This is a genomic window from Arthrobacter sp. BGA-UO-ETr-C19, from assembly GCF_059568005.1.
The window spans coordinates 387570-399556 of record NZ_JCAQPC010000021.1; the positions used below are offsets into that span (position 1 = coordinate 387570).

Genomic DNA, 11987 nt, shown 5'->3' on the forward strand with positions numbered 1-11987 from the left:
AAGCAATCCTGAATTTGTCCCAAGCGAAAGGAACACCATGACTGAATCGACTTTCCGGCCTGGCCGGGTCCTGGTAACCGGCGGTGCCTCCGGACTGGGGGCCGCCGTCGTCGATGCCGTGCTGAAAGCCGGGGGAACCCCGGTGGTGCTGGACCGCGACATCCGGAACGTCTCCGCGGCGAAGGCATTTGAAGTGGACGTCTCGGACCGCATTGCCGTGACCGAGGCTGTCAGGCAGGCTGCTGAGACCCTGGACGGACTGGATGCCGTGGTCACGGCGGCCGGCATCGACCGCTGCGGAAAGCTGGAGGACGTGGCCGCGGACGAATGGGAACGCGTCATCGGAGTCAACCTTTTGGGCACTGTTTCCGTCGTCCGGGCGGCCCTGCCCTACCTCAAGGAGTCCCGGGGCCGGGTGATCACCATTGCGTCCACGCTGGGCAAACGGGCACTGCCGGAGGCTACGGCGTACTGCGCCTCAAAATTCGGGGTAGTGGGGTTCAGCCATTCACTGGCGGCCGAAACTGGCGGCGAGATCGGCGTGACCACCATGATTCCCGGTGGCATGAAGACGCGCTTCTTCGATGACCGCGCCGAGCAGTACAAGCCGCAGGACGACTCACGCCTGAACGACCCCGGCAACGTGGCCCAGGCCATTTTATTCGCGTTGTCGCAGCCCACCGGCTGCGAGGTCCGCGAAATGCTTATCTGCCATGAGGAAGAGGGTTCGTGGCCGTGAGCTGGAGAACATCCTCGTAAACCTCTGAGGGTTCGACGGCCTTCACGGTGGACTCGTCATGCGGGCACCGGGGGGCCGTCCACCCGACCTGGGTGACGTCCACGCCGCACACTTCGCAGCGCGTGACCCAGCCGAGGTGGATTCTGTGCACGCTGCGTCCCAGCGGGGCGGCGTTGATGGCATTGCCCGTCCAGAAGATACCCACAGTGGGTGTGCCCAGGGCCTGGGCGAGGTGGCGGGGTCCGCTGTCGTTCGCCACCACGACTGCGCTGCCGGCCAGTAGCGCTGCGAGCTCGCCGAGGCTGAGCTTGCCTGCGAGTGACTCAACGGCCGGGCGGACGCCCTGAGACTGCCCGGTGCCGGTCTGCCCGGTGCCGGTCTGCCCGCTGCCGGATTGTCCTGCGCCGGACTGTCCTGCGCCGGACTGTTCGACGGCGAGTTCCACCACTGTCTCCGCCAGTTCCTTTTCGCTGCTGTCGCCCACCACATAAATTCGGAAGCCGTCGTCGGCGGCCCTCCGGGCCACCGCCGCGAAGCGTTCCGCCGGCCAGCGCCGGCGCGGATCCGTCGCGCCCGGATGGATCACCAGCACCTGGCCGTATCCCGGCCCGCCGTCGTCGATCCCCGGCCCGCCGTTTCCCAGGAGCTCCTGCTCAAGCTGCCGGCGAAACTCCGGGAGCGCCTGGAGCCTGGCCTCCAGCTCACGGGGAGGGGCACCGGCGAATCCCGCCACTTCGAGTGCCCGGAGCGGCTCATGCTGGTAATACAGGTAGGGCACGGTCCGCTCCAGCCGAGCGGCGTCCGCAGTCCTGGTGCCCACGGTGTGGCGGGCGCCGAGGCGGAGCAGGAACGGATTGGAGTACCGGCCCCCGCCGTGCAGCTGGACGGCCAGGTCGAAGTTCCTGGCGCGCATCCCGCCAAAGAACCGCTCCAGTTCGTCGTCGTCTTCCGGCCCCGGGCGGACCCCTTCCGAAAATGGCAGAATCACCGTCTCATCCACCGGTCCCACGGTCTGGGACAGCAGCTCAGCATGGATCGGCGTGCCCAGCAGTGTGACGCTGGCGTCGGGGTAGGCGGCCTTCAACGCTGCCACCGCCGGAAGGGCAAACATCAGGTCACCCAACCCGCCGCCACGGAGAACGGCGATGCGGGAGACACCGCTGAATTCTTCCAAAACGGGGCCGATTCCGTGCCCTGTGACGCGTGCTCCGCCGAAGTCGGCGTTGAAGAGTTCCAAAGTGTCAGCCCTCTCGGTTCCGGATGGTTTAGGTCAGGATGCGTTCAGGTCGGGATGGGTTCAGTGGAGCCACCATACGGTGCATCGGCCCTGTATTGCCAGCTCAATGAGACCCGGCCCGCCAGCTTTGAAACACCTGTACCTGGGGCGTGTAAACCCGTTGGCGCCGGGGTACGGATCACCTCAGAGAGGGCGGGACTGAAGGTCCGGCAGTCACAGGCCAATCCCCAGTGAGGAGCCACATGCAATCGACCATGACCAGCGATCTGGCCAACGCGGAAGACATGCTCACCATCTTGAACCCGCGAACCGGAGAAACCGTTGGCAGCCTTTCCGTCGCCGGCGCAGATGATGTGGCGGGAGCCGTAGCGGCTGCCCGCGCTGCCCAGCCCGGCTGGGCGGCAACGCCTCCGGGGGAGCGCGGCAAGCTGCTGCGCGAGGCCGCCCGGGCGCTCGAGGCGGCTGCTGCCGGGCTTGCGGAACTGAACGCGCAGGAGACCGGCCGTCCGGTGGAGGAGGCACTTGCCGGGATTGCCGCCGGCGTTTCCACGCTGGAGCAATATGCGGAACTTGGTCCCGTGCACCGCGGGCACAGCCTGCGCGGCAACGCGCTGGCAGCTGATTACACCGTCGCCGAGCCCCGCGGCGTAGCAGTCTTGCTGACTCCGTGGAACGATCCCGTGGCCGTGGCCTGCGGACTTATCGGGGCCGCCCTGGTCACCGGGAACACCGCCATCCACAAACCGAGCGAGCGGTGCCCCCACCTGGGGAAGCTGCTTGGGGAGGCGCTGGGGCCGGTATTTCCGCCCAACGTGCTCGTCACGCTCACGGGAGGGGCCGACGTCGGGACCCTCCTCACACAGCAGCCGGACGTTAATATGTTCGCCCACGTCGGATCCAGTGAGACCGGTGCCCGCATTGCGCGGGCGGCGGTGTTGACGGGCGCGTATGTCATCAGGGAAAACGGCGGGAACGATCCGCTGCTGGTGGACGCCGACGTGGACCCTGGCTGGGCCGCGGAGCAGGCGGCGATCGGGGCCTTCAGTAACAGCGGGCAGATCTGCACGTCCGTGGAGCGGATCTACGTCCACCGGTCCATCGCCGAAGAGTTCTGCCAGGCGCTCGCCGGGCAGGCCCGGGACCGCAACACGGAACACCCACTCGCGCCGCTCGTGGATACCCGGATGCGGGACACGGTCCACCGGCACGTTGCCGAAGCGCTGCAGCTGGGCGCGAGGGCCTTGGAGGGCGGCGCGGTCCCAGAGGGGCCGGGAGCCTTCTATCCGGCCACGGTCCTGGTGGACTGCGACGACACCATGGACGTCATGGCCGAGGAGGCGTTCGGCCCAGTTGCTCCCGTGTGTGTGGTGGACAGCTTCGAGGAAGGGCTCGCGCTCGCCGCAGCCGGCCGGTACGGACTTGCCGCCACTGTCCTGACCGGCAGCATCGCCCACGCCCAGCAAGCCGTCGCAGCGCTGCCGGTGGGGACCGTCAAGGTCAACGAGGTGTTCGGTGGCGCACCCGGCGGGGCTGCCCAGCCCCGCGGCGAAAGCGGGCACGGGTTTGGCTACGGCCCAGAACTCCTCGATGAATTCACCCGGGTCAAGGTGGTGCACATCGCTGCGCCGCCTGCTGATGGAACCCACGGGGCAGCGTCGTGACGGCCGCAGCCCGGGGCGCCGGAGGACTCACGGGGGACGACGGCGGGCCGAAGCGTTCCGAGCCGGTGCTTTCCGACGCAGAACGTTCCGACGCAGAACGTTCCGACGCAGCGCTTTCCGAACCGGCGCTGTCCGAACAGCGCGGCCTTGCGGCGTGGCTTCCCCGGAGGCTGGCCGAGGAGCAGCCGGCCATCACGGTCGTGGGCGACTTCATGCTCGACGGCTGGTGGACCGGCTCGATCGACAGGATGTGCCGCGAGGCCCCGGCTCCCGTGGTGGACATCAACAGGCGTGACTTTGCTCCCGGCGGCGCCGCCAACACCGCCATGAACCTGGCCGCCCTCGGCGCCCGCGTGAGCGTGGCCGGCATCATCGGGGCGGACGACGCCGGCGCGGAACTTAAGCGCCAACTGCTCGCCGCCGGGGTGGACACCACCCTGCTCGCCGAGCACCCGCGGATGGTCACCACCACGAAGATCCGGATCAGCAGCGGTGGCCAGGTCCTGCTGCGCTTCGACGACTCCGCGCAAGCTGTCCCGGCCGACGCCCTGGCGACGTTCGAAGCGGCGGTGCCCTCCGCCGTCGGACGCCAGAATGCGGTGGTGATCTGCGACTACGGAACAGGAGTCCTCGCGGAACCGGTGCGCAGCCGGCTCATCGAATCGCTGGCGGGGCGCGGGCAGGACACGCTCGTGGTGGTGGACGCGCACGATCCCCGTCCGTGGGCAGGACTTGAACCGGACCTGGTCACGCCCAACGCGCAGGAGGCGGCCAGGATGCTGGACCTTCGGCTGGGCAGCGGGCCCGAGCGCGCCGAGGTGGTGACCGCGCACGGCGCCGAACTGCTGCGGGCAACGGGAGCGCGCGCCGTCGTGGTCACGCTGGACCGGGACGGAACGGTCCTCATCCCGGCGGCCGGAAACCCGCACCGGACGTGGGCGCGGCCGGCTACCGAGAAGCAGGCCTCCGGCGCGGGCGACACCTTCGTGGCGGCGCTGACCCTGGCGCGTGCCGCGTCGCTGCCGCTGACGGCCAGCCTGGACCTGGCCCAGGCGGCGGCGGACGTGGTGGTCCACCATCCCGGGACGTCGGTATGCGGCACGGACGAGCTGGGCCGCTACCTGGAAAGCTTCGCGGACACCGCGCTGTCCGCCGACGAACTGGAGCGGCACATCCGTGCCCACCGTAACGACGGCCAGCGCGTCGTGCTGACCAACGGCTGCTTCGATGTCCTGCACCGTGGGCATACGCGCTACCTGAACCAAGCCAAGCAGCTCGGCGACATCCTGGTGGTGGCGCTCAACAGTGACGACTCCGTGCGGAAGCTCAAGGGGCCGGACCGCCCGATTAACAGCGTGGCCGACCGGGCAGCCGTGATCGCCGCCCTGAGCTGCGTGGACTACGTGACCGTCTTCGACACCCCGACGCCGATTCCCCTGATTGAACAACTGCGGCCGGAAATCTACGCCAAGGGCGGGGACTACACGCCGGAGATGCTGGCCGAAACCGAGGCCGTGGAGGCCTACGGCGGCACGGTGACCATCCTCGACTACGTGGCCGAGCGCTCCACCACGGCCATGGTCCAGCGCATCCGCAACGGCGAGGGAGCGCCCGTGCCGGAGGGGTAGAACCCGCTGGTCGGGCCTGTTGCCCGCTGATCGGGCGGGGAGCGGAATCGGGGGCACCTGCGGTCAACTAGGCTTGAAGCATGACGGAAGCGGCGGGGAACTGATGGCACGGCGCGTCAAGTCAGGCGGGAAATCGGGGCCCAAGGCCGGCACCAGATCCGGCGGCAGGAATGGCACGGCAGCGGCCTCCGACGTGCTGGAAGATCCCAGGCAAGCGCGTCCAGGGGGAGTCCGTGCAGATGGCCCCGTTGAGGGCATCTACTACATCGATACCGGCGACTGCGAGCTCATTGCCGACCAGGACAACTCCACCGGCTGGCTCCTGCGCATCAACGGCGTGATGAGTTCCCACATCGACCTTGCCGATCCGCTATTCCTCGAATTCGAGTACATGCGCTGGATGTCCGCCCTGATCGAATCCCGCTGGCCGACTGAGGCCAAGCCTCGGCTGCGGGGCCTGCACCTGGGCGGCGGGGCCTGCTCGCTGGCCCGGTACTTCCATGCTGCCTACCCGGACGCCCGGCAGGTGGTGGTGGAGCTGGACGGGAAGCTTGCCGAATACGTCCGCGGCTGGTTCGACCTCCCCAAGGCTCCGCTGCTGCGGCTGCGCGTCGGCGAGGCCCGCGCTGTGACGGAAACCCTCACCCCCGACACCCGCGACTTCATCATCCGGGACGTGTTCGCCGGCGCGGTGACCCCCCTTCCGCTGACCACCGCCGAGTTCAACGCGCATGTGCGTCGGGTGCTGGCGCCCGGCGGCATTTACGTGGTGAATTCGGGCGACGGCCCGGACCTGAAAAACGCCCGTGAGGATGCCGCCACCATCGCGGCCGCGTTCGAGCACACCATCATCATCGCGGACCCGGCCATGCTGAAGGGACGCCGCTACGGCAATATGGTGATGGCCGGCAGCGACCTGCCGTTCGACGACGATCCGCAGCTCGCGCGGCGGCTCCTGGGCGGCGCGGTACCCGCCCACATCTGGGACGATGCCAGGGTCCGGGCCTTCGCCGCCGGAGCCCAGGTGCGCCACGACCCTGTGCCAGGCACAAATGCCCGGCCCAGCACCGAGGCCGCGATCACCGCTGTGGGATCCGCCGCCGACGCCGGGCCTCAGCGTTCTGTCAGCGGCTGAGTAGCGACCCCGCCTGAGCTGCCGCGTCCGCGCCCGAGGAGCCACTCCCGGTGCGCCGTGGTCTGTTCGCGCAGCGCCGTCACCACCGCGGCGACGGCCGGCCGGCGCATCGAGTCGGGCCGCAGGACCATCCAGTAGGGCAGCCGTTCGGCGATGTTCCGGGGGAGCAGACGCACCAGGTCCTCGTGCCGGTCGGCCATGAAACAGGGAAGGAACCCCACCCCGGCGCCCGCCCGGGTGGCCTCGACGTGCACGAACACGTTGGTGGAGCTGACGCCGTCGCGCATCGCCGGCACCAGCCGCCGCGGTGCATCGAGGTCGTCCACCTGCAGCATCGAATCCACGAAGTACACGAGCGGATGGGCGGTCAGGGCCTCCACCGAGTCCGGCGTTCCGTTGGCCTCGATGTACGAGCGGGACGCGTACATCCCGAGCTCGTACTCGCCCAGCCGGAACGCTTCGGCCCGGTGCACCTGCGGCTCGCCCACCACCACCTCGATGTCCAGTCCCGAGCGTTGCTGCAGGGCCCGGCGCGTGACGGTGACGATCTCGACGCTGAGCCCGGGGTGATCCTTCCTCAGCCGGGCTACCGCCGGAGCGGCGATGTACGCGCTGAAACCGTCGGTCGCCGTCATGCGTACGACGCCGGTAATCGGGTCAGGCGCGCGGCCTGACGGTCCCAGCGCACGCACCGCCGTTTCCACCTGCTCGGCTACCAGCACGGCCTGGGCGCCGAGTTCGGTCAGCTCCCAACCCCCGGACGCCCGGGCCAGAACGCGGCCGCCCAGGGCTTTTTCCAGTGCGGCAATCCGGCGTGAAACGGTGGTGTGGTTCAGGCCCAGGACCTGGGCCGCCGTCGTGAACTTCGCCGAGCGTGAGACGGTGAGCAGCACCAGCAGGTCGTCCGGGTTGGCATCCATATCTGCAATTTTGCACGAATCCAGTGCCTGATTAGTCATTGAACCGCGTTCCTTCTGCAGGAATACTCGGGTGAATCGGAAGTGCTGCACGTGGCGGCACGTGTCAACGTGGACACTTTGAGGAGCAGACTGTGGACGCACAAGGTCCGGACGTGGAAAAGAACCTGAACGGCCGCAAGGCCCTGGTCACCGGCGGTGCCAGCGGCATCGGCGCGGCGTGTGTACGGGAACTGGCCGCGAGGGGAGCCAAAGTGGTGGTGGCCGACGTCGACGAAGCCGGCGCCGCGGCCCTCGCCGATGAGGTGGGCGGCACGTCCTGGGCAGTCGACCTCCTGGACGTCGAGGCACTGGCCGCGCTGAGCCTGGACTGCGACATCCTGGTGAACAACGCCGGCATCCAGCGCATCAGCCCCATCGAGGACTTCGATCCGGTGGCGTTCCGGCGGATCCTGGCGCTTATGCTCGAAGCGCCCTTCCTGCTGATCCGGGCCGCGTTGCCGCACATGTACGCCAACGGTTTCGGGCGCATCATCAACCTGTCCTCGGTGCACGGTCTCCGGGCCTCCCCGTTTAAGAGTGCCTACGTCTCGGCGAAGCACGGTCTTGAGGGGCTGAGCAAGGTGACGGCACTGGAAGGCGGCGAGCACGGGGTTACGTCCAACTGCATCAATCCCGGCTATGTGCGGACCCCGCTGGTGGAGAAGCAGATCGCGGACCAGGCGCGCGTCCATGGGATTCCGGAGTCAGAGGTCCTGGCGAAGGTGATGCTCACCGAGTCCGCGGTGAAACGGCTCGTGGAACCCGAAGAGGTGGCCTCGCTGGTTGCGTGGCTGTCCTCCGACGCCGCCGGCATGGTCACCGGGGCCAGCTACACGATGGACGGGGGCTGGTCCGCCCGATAATCCCCACCGTTCCCTGACGGCGTGGGCCCACTAGTTCTTGGTGCCAGTCAGGGCCAGGGTGCCGCCGAGCCCCATCATCATCACCCCGCCGGTAGTAGTGACAGCGGCCACCCGGCGGGGTGAACGGGCGAACCATTGCCTCGCGGTTCCTGCGGCGAGTGCCCAGACACTGTCCGAGACCAACGCGATGCCCAGGAACGTGGCACCAAGCAGGGCGAGCTGAACCGGAATAGCGCCGGCAGAAGGGTCCACGAACTGGGGGAGGACCGCTACGAAGAACACCACGGACTTCGGATTCGTGGCCCCGACAATGAAGCCTTCGCGCAAAATCCGCCGGGTGGTGGCCGGCCTGGACGGATCCTGGTCAGCCGGGCCGCCCCGGCGATGGAGCACCGCCACGATTCCCAGGTAAATAAGGTAGGCCGCGCCGGCGAACTTCACCACCGTGAACAGCAGCACCGACCCAGCCAGCACCACGCCAAGGCCCAGTGCAACCCCTGCAATCTGCAACAGTTCCCCGGCAGCATTGCCGAGAACGCTCAGCAGGCCGCCCCGCCGCCCCAGGGCCAGCGACCGTCCGATGACGAACAGGACACTGGGGCCCGGGACTGCGATCAGCAGTGCGGAGACCAACGCAAAGGCCAGGAGATTCTGCAGCGGGAGCATGCCTGATCGTAACGCCGGCGGACGTCAGCCAGCCAGCACATGTGTGTGCTTCTGTCCGAGGGGCACCCGGAACCCTGGGCGAATTAACCGCGTGGGCCCTGTGGGTCCTCCGTAGCCGGGTTGCCCGAGGCCCGGATGTAGTCCTCCACAGCCGACTCCGGCACGCGGTAGGACTTGCCGAACCGGTCGGCCGCCAGCGTCCCGGCCCGGACCATCCGGTAGACGGTCATTTTGGAAAGGCGCAGGGCCGCGGCCACCTCGGCAATGGTGAGGTACGCGGTTGGCAGGTTGGCGATGGACATGGGATTGGCTCCTGTTGATCGTCGGCTGGACGGGCGGGATGATCCGCCTAGTCCGGCCGCCTCAGTTGCCGGTAGTCGTAGAAGTACACCCGGTCCGAGGAGCAGATCCCGATCGACCGGCCGTTCTTGGCCACAACGGTGCCTTCACGCCTGCCGTTGAAGGGATCGTCGCCCACCAGGACATCGCCGATCTTGTAGGGAACAGCCGCCGTGCGCGCCCGCTGCAGCGTCTGGGCCAGGAAACCGGGTGACCGCCCGGATTGAAGATGCTCTGCCGGCGCCCCGGCCTGGATTTCCAACATGAGGACCACTCCTTCACAGTGTGACCAATCGTCGAATCACTGGCGGCGCGGGTCCGGGTCATCATCCGGGGTCATTACCCCAGCCGGCTGGCACCGTGTAGTCCACTGTAAGAAGGAATCACATACGTCACACGAGTAACGTCTACCTCATTTATCACATCAGGCACTCACGTAACAAATGTTAAGTACCTGTCTTTACCCATTTTTACTACTTGCTTTTGCCTTTTCCAGCCTGGCGCGCCATTCCGGTGGGAATCCTACTCAGTTTTGGCGACCACCGGCAGCGGCGAGGTCTCATCCTCAAGGTGGGCACGCCGTCGTCCGCTTCCTTTGACCCAAAGCCGATAGGCGACCACCAGCAGCCCCAGCCACACAGCCCCCACATAGAGAGCAACGCGCGTGTCCTCGAAGAAGCCAAGCACCGCGATCACCAGCCCCATGAAGCCGATGGTGAGGACGGACGCCGCCGGCCACCAAGGCGAGGGGAACTCCGACGCCGGCAGGCCATTCCGGGCGATCTCGCGTTTCATCGCCACGTGGGAGGCGAGAATCATTACCCACACCCAGACCGTGGCGAAGGTGGCGATGGAAGCAATGAGCAGAAAGACATCTTCCGGGATGACCGCGTTCAGCACCACTCCCACCAGCAGAATCCCGGCCATCATCACCACGGTCATCCACGGCACGCCATGCCGGGAAACCCGCCCGAAGCTCTGGGGTGCATGCCCCTGCTTGGCCAGGCCGAAGAGGATCCGACCGGCGCCGAAGATGTCGCTGTTGATGGCGGACAGAGCGGCGGTGATCACCACGGCATTGAGGATGTGCGGCGCGGCGGGAATGCCCAGGCCGCTGAAGATCTGGACGAACGGGCTGCCGCCGCTGCCGATCTCGTTCCACGGAAAGAGGCTCATCAGCACGCCAAGGGTGAGTACGTAGAACAGCAGGACCCGGACCGGCACGGTGTTGACGGCCTTCGGGATCACCTTCTTGGGGTCGGCTGCCTCGCCCGCCGTGATGCCGATGGTTTCAATCCCGCCGAAGGCGAACATGACGACGGCGAACGAGGCCAGGAGCCCCTCGAACCCGTTCGGGAACAGACCGCCGTGCTCCACCAGGTTCCCCAGGCCCGGAGTGGCCGAGGCATCACCGTTCTGGAAGCCGAACGCAAGGATGGCCGCGCCGCCCGCGATCATGGCGATAATGGCCGCAACCTTGACCAGCGTGAACCAGAATTCAAGTTCGCCGAAGACTTTTACGCTCAGCAGGTTCAGCGCCGCGAGGAGGAAGATGATGGCCAGGATCCAGACCCACCGCTCCACGGACGGGAACCAGAAGCCCATATAGATGCTGAAGGCGGTGACATCGGCGATGGCCACGATCGCCATTTCGAAGACGTAGGTCCAGCCGGTCACGAAGCCCGCCAGCGGGCCAAGATACCGGCTGGCGTACTGCCCGAAGGATCCGGAGACCGGGTGCCGCACGGCCATTTCTCCGAGCGCGCGCATCACCATGAACACTGCAGCTCCGCCGATCATGTAGGCGAACAGCACGCCGGGGCCCGCTTTTTGAATGGCCGAGGCCGAACCGTAGAACAGGCCGGTGCCGATGGCAGAGCCGAGGGCCATGAAGCGGATGTGGCGGACGTTGAGGCCGCGGTTCAGAACGGTTCCGACGGCATCACGCGCGGTGCCGCCGGCGGTGCTTTCGGTGGAGGTGCTGGCCCCGTTTTCGGGCGCCAACTCATCAGTTGTTTGGGCTTGTTGCATGCCAATACCTTCTCGTCATTGGGAGGGGAATCGCTATCCAGCAGACCATGCCCGGGGGAGCTGTGATGAGGCTCACGGGCCCTTGGTGTCTTTGATTTCAGACTTGTGCGCACTGCATTTGGCGTGAACGGACAATTGTGGCCCTGCTCCCGCCTGCGCCGGTAAAAATGATGCTCCTATAGATGTCAAAGAGGCCCGGCGCCCCGGCGTCGTGCATGTGGCCGGGTCGAAGGCTCCGGCGTCAAGGGTCTGTAATCGCTGCGCGACGGCCTGGCGGCCGCCCTTGACCCCAGAGCCTTGGTGCCCGGTCGTTATGGCAGGGACGGCGGCGCGCCGACTCCTGTCGCCGTTGGTCCCGCCGAGCTGGTCAAACTGCCGCTCAGCCCGGGCAAACCCAGGGCCAGTCTTTGCGGTTTCTCGGATTGAGAGTTGAGCCAGTCTTCGTAGCGTTGGTAGAAGTCGTCGTGACGGGTCAGTCCGCGTTCGAGCCGGGACAGCGCCGTGGGCCAGACATGGAGGCTGTCCGCTGCGGCCTGAAGGGTGATGTTTTTCCTCGTTCGAAGAATGCGGAGGGCACCGGCACCGGCATCCGGTGCCGGTTGCGGATGGACGAGCTGGTCGTAAATTTCCCGGGCAATGTAGCGTTTGAGGCAGCGCATGATTTCCTTGGTGTTTTTGCCTTCGGCCCGGCGTCTGGCGACATAGTTTTTGGTGCGGGTGTCACTCATC

The 11987-nt window shown here is 67.1% G+C and carries 11 protein-coding genes and 1 pseudogene; 5 read left to right on the plus strand and 7 right to left on the minus strand.

Annotated features, from left to right (window positions below):
• Nucleotides 1-37: 37 nt before the first annotated feature.
• On the plus strand, nucleotides 38-739 hold the full coding sequence (locus AC57BR_RS14810) for an SDR family oxidoreductase (RefSeq protein ID WP_496361830.1): 702 nt from the start codon (nucleotides 38-40) through the stop codon (nucleotides 737-739).
• On the opposite strand, the gene AC57BR_RS14815 is transcribed toward AC57BR_RS14810, so the two are convergent.
• Entirely contained in the window at nucleotides 705-1976 is a 1272-nt protein-coding gene (locus AC57BR_RS14815) for a glycosyltransferase family 9 protein (protein WP_496361832.1), read from the minus strand. The genes AC57BR_RS14810 and AC57BR_RS14815 overlap by 35 nt on opposite strands.
• A 242-nt stretch (nucleotides 1977-2218) precedes the next feature.
• On the opposite strand from AC57BR_RS14815, the gene AC57BR_RS14820 reads away from it, so the two are divergent.
• The 3 genes from AC57BR_RS14820 to AC57BR_RS14830 all read left to right on the plus strand — a co-directional run bounded on the left by AC57BR_RS14820 (nucleotide 2219) and on the right by AC57BR_RS14830 (nucleotide 6400).
• Nucleotides 2219-3637 carry an aldehyde dehydrogenase family protein gene (locus tag AC57BR_RS14820; RefSeq protein WP_496361834.1) on the plus strand — a complete coding sequence of 473 codons (1419 nt, stop codon included), beginning with the start codon at nucleotides 2219-2221 and terminating at the stop codon, nucleotides 3635-3637.
• A 128-nt stretch (nucleotides 3638-3765) separates the two neighbouring features.
• Entirely contained in the window at nucleotides 3766-5265 is a 1500-nt protein-coding gene (gene rfaE2 / locus AC57BR_RS14825) for a D-glycero-beta-D-manno-heptose 1-phosphate adenylyltransferase (protein ID WP_496361870.1), read from the plus strand.
• Between the two features lie 103 nt (nucleotides 5266-5368).
• Nucleotides 5369-6400, plus strand: coding sequence for a spermidine synthase (locus AC57BR_RS14830; RefSeq protein ID WP_496361836.1), 1032 nt, complete (start codon nucleotides 5369-5371; stop codon nucleotides 6398-6400).
• Here AC57BR_RS14830 and AC57BR_RS14835 read toward each other — a convergent pair.
• Nucleotides 6379-7320, minus strand: coding sequence for a LysR family transcriptional regulator (locus AC57BR_RS14835; RefSeq protein WP_496361872.1), 942 nt, complete (start codon nucleotides 7318-7320; stop codon nucleotides 6379-6381). The two genes, AC57BR_RS14830 and AC57BR_RS14835, sit on opposite strands and share 22 nt — an antisense overlap.
• Nucleotides 7321-7472: 152 nt before the next feature.
• Between AC57BR_RS14835 and AC57BR_RS14840 the strand changes: the two genes are divergently transcribed.
• Nucleotides 7473-8222, plus strand: coding sequence for a 3-hydroxybutyrate dehydrogenase (locus AC57BR_RS14840; protein WP_102972999.1), 750 nt, complete (start codon nucleotides 7473-7475; stop codon nucleotides 8220-8222).
• Between the two features lie 30 nt (nucleotides 8223-8252).
• On the opposite strand, the gene AC57BR_RS14845 is transcribed toward AC57BR_RS14840, so the two are convergent.
• The 5 genes and pseudogenes from AC57BR_RS14845 to AC57BR_RS14865 form a co-directional block, all read right to left on the minus strand.
• Nucleotides 8253-8888, minus strand: a complete 636-nt coding sequence (locus AC57BR_RS14845; protein ID WP_496361838.1) for a LysE family translocator — start codon at nucleotides 8886-8888, stop codon at nucleotides 8253-8255.
• 83 nt (nucleotides 8889-8971) lie between these two features.
• On the minus strand, nucleotides 8972-9190 hold the full coding sequence (locus AC57BR_RS14850; RefSeq protein ID WP_496361840.1) for a helix-turn-helix domain-containing protein: 219 nt from the start codon (nucleotides 9188-9190) through the stop codon (nucleotides 8972-8974).
• 47 nt (nucleotides 9191-9237) lie between these two features.
• Nucleotides 9238-9492, minus strand: coding sequence for a hypothetical protein (locus AC57BR_RS14855; RefSeq protein WP_496361842.1), 255 nt, complete (start codon nucleotides 9490-9492; stop codon nucleotides 9238-9240).
• A gap of 257 nt (nucleotides 9493-9749) precedes the next feature.
• Complete coding sequence (locus AC57BR_RS14860; protein WP_496361844.1) at nucleotides 9750-11258, minus strand: amino acid permease; 1509 nt, start codon at nucleotides 11256-11258, stop codon at nucleotides 9750-9752.
• Nucleotides 11259-11569: 311 nt separating this feature from the next.
• Nucleotides 11570-11987, minus strand: a pseudogene (locus AC57BR_RS14865) (IS110 family transposase); the annotation flags it as partial.

Bases quoted from the DNA above. Each gene is read 5' to 3' on its own strand.
- AC57BR_RS14810 (WP_496361830.1), top strand. From the start codon at position 38: ATGACTGAATCGACTTTCCGGCCTGGCCGGGTCCTGGTAACCGGCGGT.
- AC57BR_RS14820 (WP_496361834.1), top strand. From the start codon at position 2,219: ATGCAATCGACCATGACCAGCGATCTGGCCAACGCGGAAGACATGCTC.
- AC57BR_RS14830 (WP_496361836.1), top strand. From the start codon at position 5,369: ATGGCACGGCGCGTCAAGTCAGGCGGGAAATCGGGGCCCAAGGCCGGC.
- AC57BR_RS14835 (WP_496361872.1), bottom strand. From the start codon at position 7,320: ATGGATGCCAACCCGGACGACCTGCTGGTGCTGCTCACCGTCTCACGC.
- AC57BR_RS14845 (WP_496361838.1), bottom strand. From the start codon at position 8,888: ATGCTCCCGCTGCAGAATCTCCTGGCCTTTGCGTTGGTCTCCGCACTG.
- AC57BR_RS14850 (WP_496361840.1), bottom strand. From the start codon at position 9,190: ATGTCCATCGCCAACCTGCCAACCGCGTACCTCACCATTGCCGAGGTG.
- AC57BR_RS14855 (WP_496361842.1), bottom strand. From the start codon at position 9,492: ATGTTGGAAATCCAGGCCGGGGCGCCGGCAGAGCATCTTCAATCCGGG.
- AC57BR_RS14860 (WP_496361844.1), bottom strand. From the start codon at position 11,258: ATGCAACAAGCCCAAACAACTGATGAGTTGGCGCCCGAAAACGGGGCC.